This window comes from Lysobacter luteus (assembly GCF_907164845.1).
GTDB classification, from domain to species: domain Bacteria; phylum Pseudomonadota; class Gammaproteobacteria; order Xanthomonadales; family Xanthomonadaceae; genus Novilysobacter; species Novilysobacter luteus.
Map to the genome: position 1 here is coordinate 74,505 of NZ_OU015430.1, position 17,981 is coordinate 92,485.

General features: G+C 71.0%; 19 protein-coding genes and 1 tRNA gene. 7 read left to right on the forward strand and 13 right to left on the reverse strand.

Annotated features, from left to right (window positions below):
• Positions 1-30: 30 nt before the first annotated feature.
• On the forward strand, positions 31-369 hold the full coding sequence (locus tag KOD61_RS00405) for a tRNA-binding protein (protein ID WP_215219124.1): 339 nt from the start codon (positions 31-33) through the stop codon (positions 367-369).
• Positions 370-779: 410 nt separating this feature from the next.
• Here the strand turns inward: KOD61_RS00405 and KOD61_RS00410 are convergent, their stop codons facing one another.
• The 12 genes from KOD61_RS00410 to KOD61_RS00465 all read right to left on the reverse strand — a co-directional run bounded on the left by KOD61_RS00410 (position 780) and on the right by KOD61_RS00465 (position 11,023).
• Complete coding sequence (locus KOD61_RS00410) at positions 780-1,505, reverse strand: UPF0149 family protein (RefSeq protein ID WP_215219125.1); 726 nt, start codon at positions 1,503-1,505, stop codon at positions 780-782.
• Between the two features lie 96 nt (positions 1,506-1,601).
• Positions 1,602-3,581 (reverse strand): BCCT family transporter, encoded by a 1,980-nt coding sequence (locus tag KOD61_RS00415; protein ID WP_215219126.1) that lies wholly within the window; start codon positions 3,579-3,581, stop codon positions 1,602-1,604.
• Between the two features lie 102 nt (positions 3,582-3,683).
• Positions 3,684-4,208, reverse strand: a complete 525-nt coding sequence (locus KOD61_RS00420) for a hypothetical protein (RefSeq protein ID WP_215219127.1) — start codon at positions 4,206-4,208, stop codon at positions 3,684-3,686.
• 32 nt (positions 4,209-4,240) lie between these two features.
• Positions 4,241-4,561: a LysM peptidoglycan-binding domain-containing protein gene (locus KOD61_RS00425; RefSeq protein ID WP_215219128.1), complete on the reverse strand. Its 321-nt coding sequence runs from the start codon at positions 4,559-4,561 to the stop codon at positions 4,241-4,243.
• A 128-nt stretch (positions 4,562-4,689) separates the two neighbouring features.
• Positions 4,690-5,553 (reverse strand): NADPH-dependent 7-cyano-7-deazaguanine reductase QueF, encoded by an 864-nt coding sequence (gene queF, locus KOD61_RS00430; RefSeq protein ID WP_215219129.1) that lies wholly within the window; start codon positions 5,551-5,553, stop codon positions 4,690-4,692.
• Positions 5,554-5,971: 418 nt separating this feature from the next.
• The gene (locus tag KOD61_RS00435; RefSeq protein ID WP_215219130.1) at positions 5,972-7,324 is read right to left on the reverse strand and encodes an amidohydrolase; all 1,353 of its coding nucleotides are present in this window, start codon (positions 7,322-7,324) and stop codon (positions 5,972-5,974) included.
• A 110-nt stretch (positions 7,325-7,434) separates the two neighbouring features.
• The gene (locus KOD61_RS00440; RefSeq protein ID WP_215219131.1) at positions 7,435-7,887 is read right to left on the reverse strand and encodes a DUF421 domain-containing protein; all 453 of its coding nucleotides are present in this window, start codon (positions 7,885-7,887) and stop codon (positions 7,435-7,437) included.
• A 14-nt stretch (positions 7,888-7,901) separates the two neighbouring features.
• Positions 7,902-8,411, reverse strand: coding sequence for a hypothetical protein (locus tag KOD61_RS00445; RefSeq protein ID WP_215219132.1), 510 nt, complete (start codon positions 8,409-8,411; stop codon positions 7,902-7,904).
• Between the two features lie 66 nt (positions 8,412-8,477).
• Positions 8,478-9,587 (reverse strand): cell division protein ZapE, encoded by a 1,110-nt coding sequence (zapE, locus tag KOD61_RS00450; RefSeq protein WP_215219133.1) that lies wholly within the window; start codon positions 9,585-9,587, stop codon positions 8,478-8,480.
• Positions 9,580-10,284, reverse strand: coding sequence for an alpha/beta hydrolase (locus tag KOD61_RS00455; RefSeq protein WP_215219134.1), 705 nt, complete (start codon positions 10,282-10,284; stop codon positions 9,580-9,582). Before KOD61_RS00455 ends, zapE begins: the two co-directional genes overlap by 8 nt.
• A 127-nt stretch (positions 10,285-10,411) precedes the next feature.
• Entirely contained in the window at positions 10,412-10,927 is a 516-nt protein-coding gene (locus KOD61_RS00460; protein WP_215219135.1) for a c-type cytochrome, read from the reverse strand.
• A gap of 19 nt (positions 10,928-10,946) precedes the next feature.
• Positions 10,947-11,023 (reverse strand) — tRNA-Arg (locus tag KOD61_RS00465).
• 122 nt (positions 11,024-11,145) lie between these two features.
• Between KOD61_RS00465 and ubiA the strand changes: the two genes are divergently transcribed.
• Positions 11,146-12,045: a 4-hydroxybenzoate octaprenyltransferase gene (ubiA, locus tag KOD61_RS00470; protein ID WP_215219136.1), complete on the forward strand. Its 900-nt coding sequence runs from the start codon at positions 11,146-11,148 to the stop codon at positions 12,043-12,045.
• Positions 12,046-12,082: 37 nt separating this feature from the next.
• Here ubiA and KOD61_RS00475 read toward each other — a convergent pair whose 3' ends face one another.
• A complete protein-coding gene (locus KOD61_RS00475) occupies positions 12,083-12,841 on the reverse strand; it encodes a ComF family protein (RefSeq protein ID WP_215219137.1) in 759 nt (252 codons plus the stop codon).
• Between the two features lie 49 nt (positions 12,842-12,890).
• On the opposite strand from KOD61_RS00475, the gene bioB reads away from it, so the two are divergent.
• From bioB to KOD61_RS00500, 5 genes are read left to right on the forward strand one after another with little or no spacing between them, the layout of a single operon-like run.
• Complete coding sequence (gene bioB / locus KOD61_RS00480; RefSeq protein WP_215219138.1) at positions 12,891-13,961, forward strand: biotin synthase BioB; 1,071 nt, start codon at positions 12,891-12,893, stop codon at positions 13,959-13,961.
• Positions 13,962-13,964: 3 nt separating this feature from the next.
• Complete coding sequence (gene bioF, locus KOD61_RS00485; protein WP_215219139.1) at positions 13,965-15,185, forward strand: 8-amino-7-oxononanoate synthase; 1,221 nt, start codon at positions 13,965-13,967, stop codon at positions 15,183-15,185.
• 34 nt (positions 15,186-15,219) lie between these two features.
• The gene (gene bioH / locus KOD61_RS00490) at positions 15,220-16,008 is read left to right on the forward strand and encodes a pimeloyl-ACP methyl ester esterase BioH (RefSeq protein ID WP_215219140.1); all 789 of its coding nucleotides are present in this window, start codon (positions 15,220-15,222) and stop codon (positions 16,006-16,008) included.
• Positions 16,005-16,928, forward strand: a complete 924-nt coding sequence (gene bioC, locus KOD61_RS00495) for a malonyl-ACP O-methyltransferase BioC (RefSeq protein ID WP_215219141.1) — start codon at positions 16,005-16,007, stop codon at positions 16,926-16,928. Before bioH ends, bioC begins: the two co-directional genes overlap by 4 nt.
• A gap of 7 nt (positions 16,929-16,935) precedes the next feature.
• A complete protein-coding gene (locus KOD61_RS00500; protein ID WP_215219142.1) occupies positions 16,936-17,940 on the forward strand; it encodes a multidrug resistance efflux transporter family protein in 1,005 nt (334 codons plus the stop codon).
• Positions 17,941-17,981: the final 41 nt, after the last annotated feature.

Consider the following 17,981-nt stretch of genomic DNA (forward strand, 5'->3'; position numbering starts at 1 on the left):
CGCAGGGGCGCCGCCGCGCAGGAACCACCGATGGATACGATCGGATTCGATGACTTCCTCAAGGTCGAGCTCCGGGTCGGCCGTGTCACCCACGCCGAAGTGTTCGCACAGGCGCGTAAGCCGGCCTATGTGCTGCACGTCGACTTCGGCGAGGAGATCGGCCTGCGCAAGTCCAGCGCACAGCTCACCGCGTTGTACCCGCCGGAGGAACTGGTCGGCCGGCTGGTGGTGGGCGTGGTCAACTTTCCGCCAAAGCAGATCGGGCCGTTGATGTCGGAGTGCCTGGTGACCGGCTTCCATGACGAACACGGACGCGTCGCGTTGTGCGTGCCCGACAGGGACGTGCCGCTTGGCACCCGCTTGCTGTGACTGTCGTCGAGCGGGAAAAGGGCCGGTCCGCCGAGGTGTCCGCCGCGGAAGGCGACAACGCGTGTCGCATATGCCGTAGGAGCGGCTTCAGCCGCGATCGTGGAACCGGGGCGGGCGAACGGTTGGCCGATCGCGGCTGAAGCCGCTCCTACAAATGCCCGTGTTGCCAGGTGTAGGAGCGACGTGAGTCGCGACCTGGCTGATGCGGTCGACGCGGGGTGGCTCGCCGACTGCGCTCGCTGCCGAAGGACTTGTTTCCGGGCGCTGCGAGGTTTGCAGGTCCATCGGCTTCGGCATCGATGTACAGGTCGCGACTGACGTCGCTCCTACACGGCTGGGCCGGTATTCGCGCGGGTGGGCGTGCTCTGCCGGTGACGGCGTTTCTCCGCGCAGGTCGCGGGCGAAGGCGCTCAGGCCGCCGCCCCGCAGCACTTCTTGTATTTCTTGCCACTTCCGCAGGGGCAGGGGTCGTTGCGGTCCGGGGTGGCTTCGCGACGGATCGGTTCGCGCGGGGTCAGTGCGTCGATGCGGTGGTGGTGCAGGTCGGCGAGCATGTCGGGCAGGCCGGCGATGATCTCGAGCCGCTCGCGGTAGCTGATCGGGGTGGCCGGCGCGGTCGGATCCTCGGCCAGCACCTCGCCGCTGGCAAGGCGGTCGAGCAGGCCAAAGATGTCGTCGATCCACTCGTTGTCGTCCAGCCACTGGTCCCATTCGACCTCGCGCAGCTCGACCGCGGTGAAGAACCCCAGCGCCCAGTCGCGGCCGACATCGAGCTCGTCGTCGGCTTCTTCCTCCGGATCCTCCGGCAGCCACAGCAGCGGCGCGAGGTGGTCGGGCAGGTCGTCGTCGCCGTGGCGGACGCGGGCCGCGGCCATGTTGTGGTGGCCCTGCAGCAGCGCCTCGACCTCGGCGCGCTCGGCGGCATCGTCCCAGCGCGGCAGCTTGCCCCACACCGGCGGCTCCCAGGTCGCCATCGGAATTTCATCACCGGGACCCACGGCCAGCGCCGACAGGTAGCCATCCAGCGCCTCCAGGTTGAACCCCTTGAACGGCACCGCGCGCTGTTCGAGCAGGTCGGCCAGCCGTTCGATCTGGTCGTCGTCGAGGTAGGCGGGGGGCTTGGCGGCGGTGGTCATGGAAGGGCCTCGGGGGATCGGCGACAGGGGCGGCCATGGTAGCCCCACCGGGTACCCCCGGCGCCGCGGCGCGTGCCCGGGCCGGGGCCGGGGCCGTCAGCGCACCGCGGCGAGGAAATGCAGGTGGCGGCCGTAATGGTCGAGCACGTCGTTGATCACCGTTTCCTCCCGCCAGCCCATGATGTCGTAGTCCTGCCCGCCCTCGCGCAGGTGCACTTCGGCGCGGTAGTACTTCAGTGCCTCGGCCTGGCGGGCGCTGGTGTCGCTCATGACGAACGCCGGCGGCTCGTAGGGCCGCGCGCGGACCGAGTAGTAGAAGTCGATCTCGCTGCCGTGGCGCACCTCCACCCAGACCCGCTCGTCCTCGCTGTGCTCGACCACCGCGTCCAGCCCGCGGCGGCGCAGCTCGCCGGCCACCTGCTGCAGGGCCGGGTCGACCGTCTCGCGCAGGTACTCGACGACTTCCTCGAGGGTCGGCTGGTGCAGCATCGTGCCGAGCCGCTGCTTCCAGTTGAAGGCCGCGTGCGCTCCGCGTGGACCGACCCGCGCGTCGCGCAGGCTGGTGCGCTTGGCACCCTCGATGCGCAGGGCGCGCATCAGGCCCCAGCAGATCACGATCATCACGATCGCAAACGGCAGCGCGCTGGCGATCGACGCGGTCTGCAGCGCGCCGAGCCCGCCCGCCACCAGCAGTGCCGCGGCGATCACGCCTTCCAGCACCGACCAGAAAACCCGTTGCCAGGTCGGCGAATCCTCGGCGCCGCCCGAGGTCAGCATGTCGACCACCAGCGAACCCGAGTCCGACGAGGTCACGAAGAAAGTGACCACCAGCACCGTCGCCACCAGCGAAGAGACCGACGCCAGTGGCAGCTCCTCGAGGAAGCGGAACAGCGCTACCGATTCGTCCGCGGCCACCGCGTCGGCCAGCCCGGTGATGCCCTGCACCATCACCATGTGGATGGCGGTATCGCCGAACACCGTCATCCACAGGAACGTGAAGCCCAGCGGCACCAGCAGCACGCCGACGATGAACTGGCGGATGGTGCGGCCGCGCGAGATGCGGGCGATGAACATCCCGACGAAAGGCGACCAGGCGATCCACCAGCCCCAGTAGAACAGCGTCCAGCCACCGATCCAGCCGGTCGGCTGGTAGGCGTACAGGTTGAACGTCATCGAGAACAGGTTGGACAGGTAGGCGCCGGTGTTCTGCACCAGCGTCTGCAGCAGGAAGATCGTCGGCCCGGCCACCAGCACGAACACCAGCAGCACCACCGCCAGGATCAGGTTGAACTCGGACACGCGGCGGATGCCGGCATCCAGCCCCAGCGCCACCGACACGGTGGCGAAGGCGGTGATGACCGCGATCAGCGCGATCTGCACGCCGGTCCCGACGGGCACGTCGAACAGGTACTCCAGCCCGGCATTGACCTGGATCGCACCGAAGCCCAGCGAGGTCGCCACGCCGAACAGCGTGCCGACCACCGCGAAGACGTCGACCGCGTGGCCGATCGGCCCGTGGATGCGCTCACCGATCAACGGATACAGCGACGAACGGATGGTCAGCGGCAGCCCCTGCCGGAACGAGAAGTACGCCAGCGCCAGCCCGACCACCGCGTAGATCGCCCAAGCATGCACGCCCCAGTGGAACATCGTGATGCGCATCGCCTGCCGCGCCGCCGCCGCGGTCGACGGGTCGCCGACCGGCGGGTCGGTGTAATGCATGATCGGCTCGGCGACGCCGAAGTACATCAGGCCGATGCCCATGCCGGCCGAGAACAGCATCGCGAACCAGGCGGTGTAGCTGTAGTCGGGCTCGCTGTGGTCGGGGCCGAGCTTGATCGCCCCGTAGCGGGAAGCCGCGACCGCGACGACGAACACCAGGAAGCCCGCCACGGCCAGCACGTAGAACCAGCCCGCGCTGTGGATGACCCACCCCTGCACGGCGACGAACAGCCGCTCGGACGCGTCCGGCCAGATCACGGCGCCGAGCACGAACACCAGCACGAGCGCGACCGAGGTGAAGAACACCGGCGGGTTGATCCGGTAGCGCGGCAGCGTCGGCGACGGGTTGCTCATCCAGCCTCCCCGCGTGTCACGGGATGCGCAAAAAAATAGGGCGCGAGGTTGACTCGCGCCCAGCTTGCCGCCCTGCGGCGGTGGAGAGAGATGGCGCTACTTTCAGCGGACCGTGAACGTGCTGGTCTCTGCCTGGGTGCCGTTGATCCAGACCTCGGCGGTGTAGCTGCCGGTGGGCCACGGGTCGGCGTTCTCGAAGGTGAAGTTGGTGGTTTCCGCGCCGGTGGTGGTGATCGACTCGGACTCCTCGCCGGCCTGCTGGCCGTCCTGGTACTTCAGGCGGACCGTGACTTCGGCGTTGCTGGCAGCGCCGTTGGTCGCGACCGAGACCACGATCGGGTCGCCCGTGCCGAAGCTGCTGGTCGGGTTGGTGATCGACAGGTCGGCGCCTGCGGCGGTGCCGAGCGTCACCGAGGAGACGTCGAGTGCGGTATCCGCACCCGGCGTGGTGCCGGTGTTGGGGAACGGTTCGGCCGGCGGCAGCGGGGTGACAGGCTCGTTGGCAGCCGGCGGGTTCACGCCGCTGTCGGCGGTGGTGTCGACCTCGGCGTCGTTGCGGTTGCAGCCGGCCATGACAAGGCTGGCGAGCACGGCGGCGGCAAGGGCATGGCGGGGATTGAAGCTCATCGGGCGGTTCTCCTGTGGGGGTGCGTCCGCGGTCAGCCGCGGTCGTCGTGCGCCGGGATGCGCAGCACCTGGCCGGGCTGGATCAGGTCGGGGTCGTCAAGCTGGTCGCGGTTGGCCTGGAAGATCGTGTTCCATTCGCCGGCCTTGCCGTAGAAACGCTTGGCGATGTGCGACAGCGTGTCGCCACGCTCGACGGTGTAGGTCTGCTCGCGGCCGCCGCCGACGACGCCCGCGCTGGTATCGACGCTGGAGCTGACGCCGGAGAAATCCGCCGTCCGGCCAGTGGTCTCGCCAGTGGTGTCGACACTGGAACTGACACCGGAGAAATCGGCTTTCCTGTCTGGAAGGGTCATGTGCTGTCGCCTTTGGGGATTGCGCAGGCAACATGGCACGGCAATTGTTAAGGACCGATGCCTCGACTGTGAACAGGCCGCTTACGAACGGCGGCTCGGCCCACCGGGCATGGCCTGGGGCGTCCGGCCTACTGCCGCAGGTCGCGCCCCGCGACCGGCGCCGCCACGCCGGGCGTCGCCCGCCACGGGTTGATGTCGAGCCCGCCGCGGCGGGTATAGCGCGCTTCCACCGACAGGCTGGCCGGCGCCGCGTGCCGCATGAGGTCGGCAAAGATGCGCTCGACGCACTGCTCGTGGAACTCGCAGTGGTCGCGGAACGACACCAGGTAGCGCAGCAGCCCGACGCGGTCGATCCGCGGGCCGCGGTAGTCGATCACCACCCGCGCCCAGTCGGGCTGGCCGGTGACCGGGCAGTTGGATTTCAGCAGGGCGCTCGACAGCGTCTCGGCCACCACGTCGGCGGCGTCGGCGGCCAGGTACTCCGGACGTGGCGGTCCGTAATGGTCGATCGCGACGGGCAGGTCGTCGATCGAGCCGGCGTCGGCGGCGTCCACCGCACCGTCAAACCCCGGTAGGCCGAACACCACGGTGACCGGGGCGCCGGCGACCCGCGACAGGTCGGTCGCGATCCGCTCGCGCACCTGCGCGTCGTCGTCGAAGCGGCTGGCGTTGAACGAGTTGAGGTAGAGCTTGAGCGACTTGGACTCGACCAGGTTGGGCGAGTCGGCCGGCACGGTCAGCGTCGCCGTGGCCACCCGCGGCTTGCCCACCGCGTCGAGCCAGCTGAGCTCGTAGGCGTGCCAGCGGTCGTGGCCGGTGAAGGGCAGCGCGTCGTCCGACAGCCCGATTTCGCCGCGCCCGAGCGCCCGCGCGATCGGGAACAGCAACGCGGGGTCGTACTCGCGCGGGTAGTCGACGGCGCGGCCGAGCGGCAGGTCGGAGGGAGTGTTGCTGGGGGGCAGGTCGCCCGATGGCGCGTCGCGTGGGGTCATGCGCGCATTATCGCGCGGCCGAGTGGGCGATGGCCGATGGCCGATGGCCGATGGTGGATCGCGCATCGCGGATCGCGGATGGCCAATGGTGCGTCCGCGGTCCCGCGGTCCCGCGGCCACGCGGCCGTAGGAGCGACGTGAGTCGCGACCCGTACATGGTTGCCCGGAGCCGCGGATCCTCGCCCAGCCCTTACGCCCAAGGGCGCGAGTCGGGTTACGGCGTAGTTCTCCAGCCACCACGCATCGGCCGGGTTCGGCGGGTCGCGACTTACGTCGCTCCTACCGTCCGGCAGGGGACGTGCGCGCGTGACGCGGCTGTAGGAGCGGCTTCAGCCGCGATCAGGAGCCGGCGCGGGCGGGCCATCCCACGATCGCGGCTGAAGCCGCTCCTACAACTACCGGCGCTTCGCCGGGGCGGCTACTCCACGCCGTGCAGGTAATCCAGGGTGACCTGCAGCATCGCGCGCAGGCCGAGGTCGAGCGACGCCTCGTCGAGCAGGAACTTCGGCGAGTGGTTGCCCGGTGCGGTGGCCGGGTCGATACCGGGCGACGTCGCGCCGACGAAGAAGAACATCGAGGGCACCTCGCGGGCGTAGTAGGCGAAATCCTCGGCGCCCATCTGCAGCGGGGGCTCGATCACGTGCTCCGCGCCGGCCACCGCCTGCAGGCTCGGCAGCATCTTCGCGGTGAGCGCGGGGTCGTTGACCGTGACCGGGTTGCCGGTGCTGTCGGGCACCTGCGCGTCGGCGGTGGCGCCGTGGGCGGCAGCGACCTGCTCGGCGACGTTGCGCAGGTCGGCGTGGATCCTGGTGCGCATGTCCTCGTCGAAGGTGCGGATGGTCCCCACCAGCTCGACCGAGTCGGGAATGATGTTGTAGCGGATGCCGCCGTGGATCGCGCCAAAGCTGACCACCGCCGGCTGTTTGGCAATGTCGCTGCGGCGGCTGACAACGGTCTGCGCGGTGCCGACCAGGTCGGCCGCGGCGACGATCGGGTCGACCCCGCCCCACGGCCGCGAGCCGTGCGTCTGCACGCCTTGCACGGTGATCGTGAACTTGTCGGAGGCCGCCATCAGCGGGCCACCGCGGACGCCGATGGTGCCGACCGGCAGCGACGAGAACACGTGCAGCCCGAACATCGCGTCCGGCTCGAAACCCGCGAACAGGCCGTCCTCGATCATCAGCGACGCGCCGCCTTCCTCACCGGCCGGGGCGCCTTCCTCGGCCGGCTGGAACACCAGCATCACCTGGCCCGGCAGGTCGTCGCGCATCGCCACCAGCGCATCGGCGACGCCAAGCAGGATCGCGGTGTGGGCATCGTGGCCGCAGGCGTGCATGACACCGGTCTGCTGGCCATTGAAGGTCGTGGTCGCGGTCGAGGCGAACGGCAGGCCGGTCTGCTCGGTCACCGGCAATGCGTCCATGTCCGCGCGCAGCGCGACCTTCGGCCCCGGCAGCGCGCCTTCGACGACCGCCGTGACGCCGTGGTGGGCAATTCCGGTGCGCACCTCCAGTCCGAGTGCGCGCAGGTGTTCGGCAACCCTGGCCGAGGTCTGCTCTTCCCGATTGGACAGCTCGGGGTGCTGGTGGAACCAGCGCCGCAGCTCGACCACTTCGGCGGCGACGCGCCCGGCCTGGGCCGCGACTTCGGGCCGTTGCTGCGTCGTGGCGGCCTGGGCGGTCTGTGCGGACGCGTCCGGTGCCAGTGCAATCGCGAGCAGCGCGGGCAGCAGGGACAGGATCTGGGTTGGGCGGTCGTTCGGCAGGCGCATGGCTGGTCTCCCCGGGAATGACCGGATGCTACCGCCGCGGCGCGTGCGATGCGGGCGGGCGCGTGCATCGACCGCTGCCCGTGGCCGGCGTCGATCCAGCGCGGACCCGCTCAGCCGGACGACTTCTCCGGGATCACCGAAATCGTGCCGCCGCGCTCGAGCACCGCGTACTTCACCTGCGACAGGTCCCGAAGCCCGTGCGAGGCCCGGGCGGCCTCGAGCACGTCCTCCAGGTCGACCCGCGCGCGGTCCATCCGGTCCTCCAACAGCTGCCCGTCCTCGACGATGATCAGTGGGGCGTCGTCGAGCCAACGCTCGGCCACTTTCGACCGCTGCTTGATGAAGGCCAGGCCGAGCTCCATCAGCACCAGCGTGCTGACCAGCAACAGCGCGGTGGTGACCGAGAAATCGTCGCCCATCATTCCCTGCGACACCGACTCGCCGATGATCAGCAGCAGCACGAGGTCGAACGCGTTCATCTGTGCCAGCGGGCGCTTGCCGGCGATGCGGAACACCAGCAGCAGGAACAGGTAGATCGCGACCGCACGCAACACGGTATCCATCTCGCGCCCTCCGGTCAGGGGTAGACGAAGCTGTCGATACGCAATGGCGGGCCACCCGCGACCGACGCGGTGCCGGCGAGCCGGCCGATGGTCTCGGGCTGGCCCTGCAGCAGCACCTGCTGGCGCGTGCCGGGCTCGACCTTGAAGGTGTAGCGGACGCGGTCGTCGGCGACCGCGACCTCCTGCGGCTGCGGCAGCACCTCCTCGAACGAGAACGCGCGCGCATGGTCGCCCTCGATCACCACATCGAAGGTGTCGCTGCCGGTGATCGCCGCGGTGTCGGCCTCGAACACGAGCCGGGTGGGCATCTGGTAGCGGGTGAACCGCGGCCACGTCGCGCTGGTCGGCCCGCTTTCGGCGTGACCCTCGGCAAACGGTCCCATGCCACCGAGCAGGCCGGCCAGCGCCGCCAGCACGCCGGCCAGCAGCACCAACACGCCGACACGGCGCAGCCGGAACATCGTGCGCTGGAAGTCCAGGTGCTGCTCGATCTGCAGCACCGGATGCCGGTTGGATCCGGTCATGGCGTCGGTCCGCGGTTGAGACGCGGCCGACTATTGGCGCGGGTGTGTTTACACCGCGTGTCCGCCTCAGCCGCGGTGCTCGAGCGCCAGGTACTCGGCCGACTGCATCTCGATCAGGCGCGAGGCGGTGCGCTCGAACGCGCCCACCAGCCGGCCGCCGGTGTACAGCCCCGGTGGCGCCGCGGCGGCAGTGCAGACCAGGTTGACGTGGCGGTCGTAGAGCTCGTCGATCAGGTGCACGAAACGACGCGCGGGGTCGTCGTTCGTCCCGTCGAAGCGGGGGACGCCGCCGACCAGCACGGTGTGGTACTCGGTGGCGATCTCGATGTAGTCGCTGGCCGCACGCGGACCCTCGCAGAGCGCCGCGAAATCGAACCAGGCGTGGCCTTCGGCGAGGCAGCGCACCGGGATCGGACGCTCGTCGATCACCAGCGGGCCGTCCTCGCGCGGGGCGCCCGCGGTCAGTTCGTCCCAGCGCTCGCGCAGCCAGTCATCGGCACCCGCATCGAGCGGGGCGCGGTAGACCGGGGAGCGGGTCAGCGCACGCAGGCGATAGTCATGCACGCTGTCCAGGAACAGGACCTTGCAGTGTCGCTCGATCAGGGCGATGGCTGGCAGGAAGCGCTCGCGTTGCAGGCCGTCCTTGAACAGGCCGGCTGGCGCGATGTTGGAGCTGGTCACCAGCGCCACGCCCTCGGCGAACAGGCGCTCGAGCAGGCGCCCCAGCAACATCGCGTCGCCGATGTCGGTGACGAAGAACTCGTCGAGCACGAGAACGCGCAGGTCGTTGCGCCACTGCCGGGCGATCGTGCGCAGCGGGTCGGACTCGCCGGCGTGCGCGCGCAGCTGCGCGTGGACCTCGCGCATGAACCGGTGGAAATGGGTGCGCCGCTTCTGCTCGATCGGCAGGCCGTCGAAGAACAGGTCGATCAGGAAGGTCTTGCCGCGCCCGACCCCGCCCCACAGGTACAGCCCCTGCGGCGCCGGCGCGGGGATGCCGCGGAGCCGGTCGAGCAGGCCCTGGCGGGGCGGGTCGACCAGGGCGGCGTGCAAGCGGTCCAGTTCGGCCAGCGCCGGGTGCTGGGCGGGGTCGTCGTTCCATTCGCCACGGGCGGCGCCGGCGGCATAGCGCGCGCCGGGCAGGGCGGCCGGGCCGGCCGGATGTGGTTCAGTCATCGGGGGTGGTGGTCGCGGCCGGCAGGTACGGTCGGATGCCGTTCTTGACCGCCCCGCGCAGGTCCATCAGGCGCCGGTGGAAGAAGTGGCTGGTGTCGGGGATGCGGACCAGCTCGGGCGGCTGCTTGAGGCCGTCGACCCAGGCGTAGACGTCGGCCGGATTGACCACCTCGTCGGCGTCGCCCTGGACCACCAGCCACGGGCCGTCGAACGGGGTGACCTCGTCGAAGCCGTAGCCGCGGTTGGCCGGCGGCGCAATCATCACCAGCATGCCGGGCTTGAGCTCGGCCGCCATCCGGTAGGCCACGTAAGAGCCGAAGCTGAAACCGGCCAGCCAGACCTCGGCATCGGGCCGCTGCGCGCGCACCCACTCGAACACCGCCCGCAGATCTTCCGATTCGCCATCGCCGTTGTCGAATGCGCCCTCCGAGGCGCCGACGCCGCGGAAGTTGAACCGCACCGTGCTGGCACCGCACAGATGGAACGCGCGCGCGGTCATCGTGACGACCTTGTTGTGCATCGTCCCGCCCTCGGTCGGCAGCGGGTGGCAGATGACGCAGACCAGTGGCCGCGAGGGGACGTCGGGCTCGGGCCCTTCGACGATCGCCTCGATCGCGCCGGCGGGACCGGCTAGGGTCAGCGGCACGGGCTTGCCGGCGCGGTAGTCGTCGCCGGTGGGGAATGTGGGCTCGCTCATCCGGGCATGATACGGCCCGGGGTTAACACGCTGTGGGGAGGCCCTCGCTCCCGGGCATGGCGTACGGCCCCCGGAACGCGAAACGCCGCCCCTGGGGACGGCGTTTCAGACGGTGTGCTGCGACCTGTTACTGCAGGTTGTCGAGCATCCAGTCGACCGTGGCGATGACCTGCTCGTCGGTGAGGGCCGGGTTGCCGCCCTTGGCCGGCATCACGCCGCTGGCGCCGGTGTAGCCCTCGATCGCGTGCTGGTGCAGCACGTCGATGCCCTGCGGAATGCGGGCGGCCCAGTCGGCCGCGGCCATCGTCGGCGCGCCGCCGGCGCCCGAGGTATGGCAGCCGGTGCACAGGTTGTTGAAGATCACCGCGCCATCGAGCGTGCCGCCGTAGGCGACCTGCGCCGAGGCGGCCGCGGCGGCGGCCGCGGTGGCCGCGGCCTGCGCGGCGGCACCGGTGCTGCCGGCATAGACCGCGCCGACCGGGGCGATGCGCGCCTCGGTCCGTCGGGTCACGCCTTCGGGCACGTCCTGGGGCAGCGACTTGTGCGCGAACCAGGCGACGAGGATCAGGCCTAAGGTCACCAGCACGAGGAAGCCGATGACCATGGAGAATTTCTTGAGGAACTCGAGGTCGTAATTGCGCACGATCCACCAAACGTAAGGTTGGCGCGCCCGGAGGGATTCGAACCCCCGACCAATGGCTTCGGAAGCCACTACTCTATCCGGCTGAGCTACGGGCGCCTGGCTTGGACGCGAGCCGGCCGGGCCGGACACGCGAGCAGGGCATTCTAGCGGCAAAAGCGCGGACATGTCTGGCATCGGCGACACCGGCGGACCAGCCGGCGTCCGTTACGCTTGCGCGCATGAGTCACCAACGATTCGACGCCCCCGCGTCGCCGGCGCCGTGGAAGACCCGCCTGGCGCTGTACTGGAAACTGACCCGCAACGACCGGCCGATCGGCTGGCTGCTGTTGCTGTGGCCGACCTGGTGGGGCCTGTGGCTGGCGGCCGGGGGGGTGCCGCCGGTGTGGACCTGGTTCGTGTTCACCGCCGGCGTGTGGCTGACCCGTTCGGCCGGCTGCGTGATCAACGACTACGCCGACCGCTGGCTGGACCCGCATGTCGAGCGCACGCGCGGCCGGCCGCTGGCGACCGGTGCAGTGCGCGGCCGCGAGGCGCTGGCGCTGTTCGCGGTGCTGATGCTGGTGGCGTTCGCGCTGGTGCTGACGCTCAACCGGCTGACCGTGCTGATGAGTTTCGTCGGCATGCTGCTGGCGGCCAGCTATCCCTACCTCAAGCGCTATACCTACCTGCCGCAGGTCTACCTGGGCATGGCATTCGGCTGGGGCATCCCGATGGCGTTCGCCGCGGTGACCGGCGAGGTGCCGGCACTGGCCTGGCTGCTGTACGTGGCCAACATCCTGTGGTCGACCGCGTACGACACCTGGTACGCGATGGTCGATCGCGAGGACGACCTCAAGGTCGGCAGCAAGTCGACCGCGATCCTGTTCGGCGAGATGGACCTGGTCGCGCAGGGGGTGCTGTATGCACTGTTCTTCGCCGCCCTCGTGCTGGTCGGGCAGCGTGCCGGGCTCGGTACTGTCTATGCGGTGGGCGTGGGCGTGGCCATCGCGCTGGTCGCGTGGGAATTCTGGATCGCCCGCAAGCGTGGGCGCGAGGCGTGCTTCCGGGCGTTCCTGCACAACCACTGGGTCGGGATGGTGGTGTTCGTCGGCATCGCCGGCGACTACGCATTGCGCTGAATCACGCCCGTTTCGAGGCCAGCTGCGCGGCAGCAGGTCAGGGGACGCGCGCGCAGACCCACGCGTCGACCCGGGCGACGCCGGCAGCACGCAGTGCAACTGCCGCGGCCTGCAGGGTCGCGCCGGTGGTCATGACGTCGTCGACCAGCACCACGTGGGCCGGCAAGGCCGTGCGCGCCCCGACCCGGAAAGCGTCGCGAAGGTTGGCGCGGCGTCGGTCGGCGGCCAAGGTGGATTGCGGATCGGTATGCCGTGCCCGCTCCAGCGCATCGGTCGCCAGCGGCAGGCCGAGCATCGCCGCGAGCGGCCGCGCGAGCTCCAGGGCCTGGTCGTAGCCGCGCTGGCGCAGCCGTCGCCAGTGCAGCGGCACGGGCACCAGGGTGGCCGGCGCCGACCATTGCACGGCCAACGGCCCGAGCCGCGCGGCCATCAACTGCGCGAGCAACCGTCCGGCGGCCAGGTCGCGATGGAACTTGAAGCGCGGCAGCAGCCGGTCCAGCGGTGCCTGGTAGAGGCAGGCCGCATGGGCTTCGGTCAGCACCCGGGGTGCCCCTCTGAGGCAGGCGCCGCATATCGCCGGATATGTCGGACCGGTCGCATCCGCCAATGGCAGGGCGCAGTGGCGGCACGCCATGGCCAGCCAGGGCAGCCCGGCCGCACAGGCGGCGCAGAGGTCGCGCCGGCGTTCGCCCGCCGCGCTGCAGACCAGGCAGCGCGAGGGCCACAGCCAGCGGGCGAAGATGGCGCGGCGGCTGTCAACCTGTTCAGGGGTGTCCAGGTTGACAGTGCCGGCCATGCTTTCCAGACTGCCGCTCCCGCGTGCCCGCGTCTGTCGGAATCTCCCCATGCCTGCTGTCGGTGAACCCCTGCTGCGCCACGACTGGTCGCGGACCGAGGTGCGCGCCCTGTTCGACCTGCCGTTCCCCGAGCTGCTGCACCGTGCCGGCGAGGTCCACCGCGCCAACTTCGACCCTACCGAGGTCCAGGTCAGCACCCTGCTGTCGGTCAAGACCGGCGGCTGCCCCGAGGACTGCGCGTACTGCCCGCAGGCCCAGCGCTACCACACGGGGGTCGAGGCGCAGAAGCTGATGGAGACCGACGCGGTGCTGGAGAAGGCCCGCCAGGCGAAGGCGGCCGGGGCCAGCCGGTTCTGCATGGGCGCGGCCTGGCGCTCGCCCAAGGACCGGGACATCCCGAAGGTCGCCGCGATGATCGCCGGGGTGAAGGCGCTCGGGCTGGAGACCTGCGCCACCCTGGGCATGCTCAGCGGCGAGCAGGCCAAGTCCCTGCGTGATGCCGGCCTGGACTACTACAACCACAACCTCGACACCGCGCCGGAGTTCTACAACGAGATCATCCACACCCGCGAGTTCCAGGACCGGTTGGACACGCTCGCGCACGTCCGCGACGCCGGCATGAAGACGTGCTGCGGCGGCATCGTCGGCATGGGCGAGTCGCGCGAGCAGCGCGCCGGCCTGCTGCAGACGCTGGCCAACCTGCCGGCGCATCCGGATTCGGTGCCGATCAACCGGCTGGTCAAGGTCGAGGGCACGCCGCTGGCCGACGACGAGACCCTGGCCGAGCTGGACCCGTTCGAGTTCGTCCGCACCATCGCCGCCGCCCGGATCCTCATGCCGCGCTCGATGGTGCGACTGTCGGCCGGCCGCGAGAAGATGTCGGACGAGCTGCAGGCGCTGTGTTTCCTGGCCGGCGCCAACTCGATCTTCTACGGTGAGAAATTGTTGACGACGGGCAACCCCGACACCGAGCGCGATCTGGCATTGTTCGAGCGGCTGGGCCTGCGCGCGATGCAGGTCGTCGAAGACGCACACACTCCGGGGGGAACCGTGCACGCCGACATCATCGAAACCGACGCCGCCGGCACGGACGCCGCCCGCCCCACCTGCGCGGCCTGAACCGTGGCGCGCCCGTCCTGGCGTGACCGTGTCGATGCCGCCCGCGACGCGCGCGAGGCCGCGTCGCGCCGCCGCGTGCGCCGCAGCGTCACCCACCGCGACGGCGCCCATGTCGAACTCGACGGCCGCCGCCTGCTGAACTTCTGCGGCAACGACTACCTTGGCCTGTCGCAGCACTTCGCGGTGGTCGGCGCACTGCAGGACACCGCCTCGCGGGAAGGCGCCGGCGGGGTGGGTTCGCACCTGGTCTGCGGCCACCACCAGGTCCACGACGCGCTCGAGAAGGAGCTGGCCGACTGGCTCGGCGCCCCGCGTGCGCTGCTGTTCGGCAGTGGTTACCTTGCCAACCTGGCGGTGATGCAGGCGCTGCTGGGCGACGGCGACGTCTGCGTGCAGGACCGGCTCAACCATGCCAGCCTGATCGACGCCGCCCGGCTGGCCGGCTGCCGGCTGCGCCGCTACCCGCACAACGACCCCGAAGGCGCGATCCGGCAACTGCGCGGCATGCCCGAAGGCGTCGCCATGCTCGCGACCGACGGCGTGTTCAGCATGGACGGCGACCTTGCCCCGCTGCGCGAGCTGGCCATCGTCGCCCGCGCCCAGCAGGCGCTGCTGTACGTCGACGATGCCCACGGAGTCGGCGTGGTCGGCCCGGAAGGGCGCGGCAGCGTCGCTGCTTGCCGGCTTGGCGTGGCGCAGGTGCCGCTGCAACTGGCCACGCTCGGCAAGGCGCTCGGCGGCCACGGCGCGGCCGTGGTTGGCGATGCGGACCTGATCGGCCACCTAGTCGAGACCGCCCGGCCTTACATCTACACCACCGCGATGCCGCCGGCCCAGGCCGCGGCGACGCTGGCCGCGGTCAGGCTCGCCCGCAGCGAGCACTGGCGACGCGAGAAGCTTGGCGAACTCGCGGTGCGCTTCCGCGCGAAGGCCAAGGCGGCCGGCCTGGTCCTGCTGCCGTCGGACACGCCGATCCAGCCGGTGCTGGTCGGCGAAGAAGGGCGCGCGTTGTCGATGGCGGCGTCGCTGGAGCGCTCCGGCTACCTGGTCGCGGCGATCCGTCCGCCGACCGTGCCGGAGGGCCGCGCACGGCTGCGGGTCACGCTGTCGGCACTGCACACCCCGGCCGACGTCGACGGGCTGGTGCAGGCGCTGGCGGGTGCGCGCGACCGCGCCGAGGCCGAAGCGCGCGTCGCTGCCATCACGGGCTGGGCGCCGGCATGAGCCGCGTCCGGCCGCACCACTGACAGGAAGCGGAATGTTCATCGAGACGCACGGGCGTGGCCCCGCGCTGGCCCTGATCCACGGCTGGGCGATGCACGGCGGGCTGTTCGCGCCGCTGGTCGAACGCCTGTCCGACCGCTTCACCCTGCTCCTGGTCGACCTGCCGGGCCACGGCCATGCGCGCGAGGACGACACTGCGCTCGAGCCCGCGACGCTGGCGGCGGCGCTGGTCGCGCGGGTGCCCGATGCGGTCTGGTTGGGGTGGTCGCTCGGCGGCCAGGTCGCCCTGCGCGCCGCGCTCGACCATCCCGGACAGGTGCGCGGGCTGGTGATGGTCGCGTCCTCGCCCCGGTTCGTGCGCGACGATGCCGACGGCTGGCCGCACGGCGTCAGCAGCACCCTGTTCGGTGATTTCGGCGACGCCCTTCGGCGCGACTTCCGCGGCACGCTGGAGGGCTTCCTCGCGCTCGAATCACTGGGTTCGGCCACCGCGCAGGATGAACTGCGCCGGCTGCGCGCGCAGGCGTTCGAGCGTGGCGAGCCGTCGTCCCGCGCACTGCAGCAAGGCTTGGCCCTGCTCGATACGGCCGACCTGCGCGGCGAGCTGCCCGGTCTGCAGGTCCCCAGCCTGTGGCTGTCAGGCCGACGCGACCGGCTGGTGCCCGCAGGTGCGATGCCGGCCGCCGCCGCGCTGGCGCCGCGTGCTCGCAGCGTGGTGATCGATGGCGCCGGCCACGCGCCGTTCCTTGGCGCGGCCGATCGGGTCGCCGATGCGATTTCGGACTTCGTGGATTCGCTCGCCACGTCGGAGTCGCCGGCGTGAGCGACCTGTTCGACCACCGCCAGGTCCGCCGCGCGTTTTCGCGCGCTGCGCAGGGCTACGACTCCGCGGCGGCGCTGCAGCGCGAGGTCGCCTCGCGCCTGATGGAGCAGCTGGACTACCTCGACGACCCCGCGCTCGGTCGCGATGCGCCGGAGGTGGTGGTCGACCTCGGCTCCGGCCCGGGCCACGCCGCCGCGGCGATGCAGAAGCGCTGGCCGAAGGCGCAGGTGCTCGCGCTCGACATTGCGCCGGGCATGCTCGCCCAGGTGCGCCGCAATGCCGCCGGCGGCGGGCTGGCCGGGCGGCTCAACCCGTTCGCGCGCCGGCCGATCCCGGTCTGCGCCGACGCCCGCGCGCTGCCGTTGCGCGACGGCAGCGTCGACGTGCTGTTCTCCAACCTCTGCCTGCAATGGGTGGAGGACCTGCCGGCGGTGTTCGCGGGGTTCCGCCGCGTGCTCAAGCCGGGTGGACTGATGCTGGTGTCGACGTTCGGTCCGTCCACGTTGTGGGAGCTGCGCGAAGCGTTCGCCGAGGCGGACGACGCGCCACACGTCAGCCTGTTCCCGGCGATCGCGCAGTTCGGCGACGCGCTGATCGCGGCGGGGTTCAAGGACCCGGTGCTCGACCGCGACGAATTCGGCATCGGCCATCCCGACCTCGGCCACCTGATGCGCGAGTTGCGCACGATCGGCGCGACCAACGCGATGGCGACCCGCCGCCGCAGCCTGACCGGCCGCGCACGGTTCGCACGCGCCGCCGAGGCCTACGAGCCGATGCGGCGCGACGACGGCCAGCTGCCGGCGACGTGGGAAGTCATCTACGCGCACGCCTGGGGGCCGCCGCCGGGCGCGCCGATCCGCACCGGCGGCGTCGACGAGGTCAGCGTGCCGTTGTCGAGCATCAAGGTGCGCAGGCGCTGACCCGCCCATGAGCGCCAGCCATCGCCGCATCGCCCTGTACGCCATCGCGATCGCGCTGGCGTCGGCGCTGTTCTTCACCTGCGCCTACGTGCTCAACCGCCTGGCCGCGACCGAGGGGGGGCACTGGGCGTGGACCGCGTCGCTGCGCTACCTCATCACCCTGCCGTTGATGCTGCCGCTGATGCGTTGGCAGGGTGGCATCGCACCGGTCTGGCGCGAGATCCGCGCGCACCCGTTGCCGTGGCTGGGCTGGAGCGGGGTCGGCTTCGTGCTGTTCTACATCGGGCTGAGCTACGCCGCGTCCAGCGGGCCGTCCTGGCTGGTTGCCGGCACCTTCCAGCTGACCGTGGTCGCCGGGATGCTGTGCGCGCCGCTGCTCTACGACGACGAACGGCGGCGCATCCCGTTGCCCGCGCTGGCGATCGGCTTGCTGGTGGTGGCCGGGGTGATGCTGATGCAGTTCGGGGTCGGCGGCGGGTCGCTCGACCGCGACGGCTGGATCGCGCTGGGCTGGGTCGCGGTTGCCGCGGTCGCCTACCCGCTGGGCAACCGCGGCCTGCTGCTGCACCTGGAGCGACGCGGCGGCCCGGTCCAACTCAACGCCACCCAGCGCGTGTTCGGGCTGACGCTGGCCAGCCAGCCGGCCTGGATCGTACTTGCGCTGTACGCCGCCGCCACCGCGGGTCCACCGTCCGCCGGCCATGTGTGGCTGGCCGGAGGGGTCGCGCTCGGCGCCGGGATCATCGCCACGGTGCTGTTCTTCCAGGCGACCGGGATGGTCCGCAACAACGCGACCGCGCTGGCCGGGGTCGAGGCCATGCAGGCCGCCGAGATCCTGTTCGCGACCCTGATCGGCGTGTGGCTGCTCGGCGAACGCTGGCCGCGCGGACCGGCGCTGTGGGGTGCGGGCATCGTGGTGGTGGGCATCGTCGCCTTCAGCTGGGTGGTCGCGCGGGCCGCCGCCGGCGACCCACGCGCGACCCGCGAGCTGCGCACCGACCGCGGCGCCTGAGCGGCCGCGACGCGGCGTTCAGATGGCGCGGACTAGAGTCG

Excerpts from the sequence above, each read along its gene's own strand:
- bioH (WP_215219140.1), top strand. The coding sequence starts at position 15,220 with ATGTTCATCGAGACGCACGGGCGTGGCCCCGCGCTGGCCCTGATCCAC.
- KOD61_RS00440 (WP_215219131.1), bottom strand. The coding sequence starts at position 7,887 with ATGGATACCGTGTTGCGTGCGGTCGCGATCTACCTGTTCCTGCTGCTG.
- KOD61_RS00405 (WP_215219124.1), top strand. The coding sequence starts at position 31 with ATGGATACGATCGGATTCGATGACTTCCTCAAGGTCGAGCTCCGGGTC.
- KOD61_RS00455 (WP_215219134.1), bottom strand. The coding sequence starts at position 10,284 with ATGAGCGAGCCCACATTCCCCACCGGCGACGACTACCGCGCCGGCAAG.
- ubiA (WP_215219136.1), top strand. The coding sequence starts at position 11,146 with ATGAGTCACCAACGATTCGACGCCCCCGCGTCGCCGGCGCCGTGGAAG.
- KOD61_RS00500 (WP_215219142.1), top strand. The coding sequence starts at position 16,936 with ATGAGCGCCAGCCATCGCCGCATCGCCCTGTACGCCATCGCGATCGCG.
- bioB (WP_215219138.1), top strand. The coding sequence starts at position 12,891 with ATGCCTGCTGTCGGTGAACCCCTGCTGCGCCACGACTGGTCGCGGACC.
- queF (WP_215219129.1), bottom strand. The coding sequence starts at position 5,553 with ATGACCCCACGCGACGCGCCATCGGGCGACCTGCCCCCCAGCAACACT.
- KOD61_RS00475 (WP_215219137.1), bottom strand. The coding sequence starts at position 12,841 with ATGGCCGGCACTGTCAACCTGGACACCCCTGAACAGGTTGACAGCCGC.
- KOD61_RS00445 (WP_215219132.1), bottom strand. The coding sequence starts at position 8,411 with ATGACCGGATCCAACCGGCATCCGGTGCTGCAGATCGAGCAGCACCTG.
- KOD61_RS00420 (WP_215219127.1), bottom strand. The coding sequence starts at position 4,208 with ATGAGCTTCAATCCCCGCCATGCCCTTGCCGCCGCCGTGCTCGCCAGC.
- KOD61_RS00435 (WP_215219130.1), bottom strand. The coding sequence starts at position 7,324 with ATGCGCCTGCCGAACGACCGCCCAACCCAGATCCTGTCCCTGCTGCCC.
- KOD61_RS00425 (WP_215219128.1), bottom strand. The coding sequence starts at position 4,561 with ATGACCCTTCCAGACAGGAAAGCCGATTTCTCCGGTGTCAGTTCCAGT.
- KOD61_RS00415 (WP_215219126.1), bottom strand. The coding sequence starts at position 3,581 with ATGAGCAACCCGTCGCCGACGCTGCCGCGCTACCGGATCAACCCGCCG.
- zapE (WP_215219133.1), bottom strand. The coding sequence starts at position 9,587 with ATGACTGAACCACATCCGGCCGGCCCGGCCGCCCTGCCCGGCGCGCGC.
- KOD61_RS00410 (WP_215219125.1), bottom strand. The coding sequence starts at position 1,505 with ATGACCACCGCCGCCAAGCCCCCCGCCTACCTCGACGACGACCAGATC.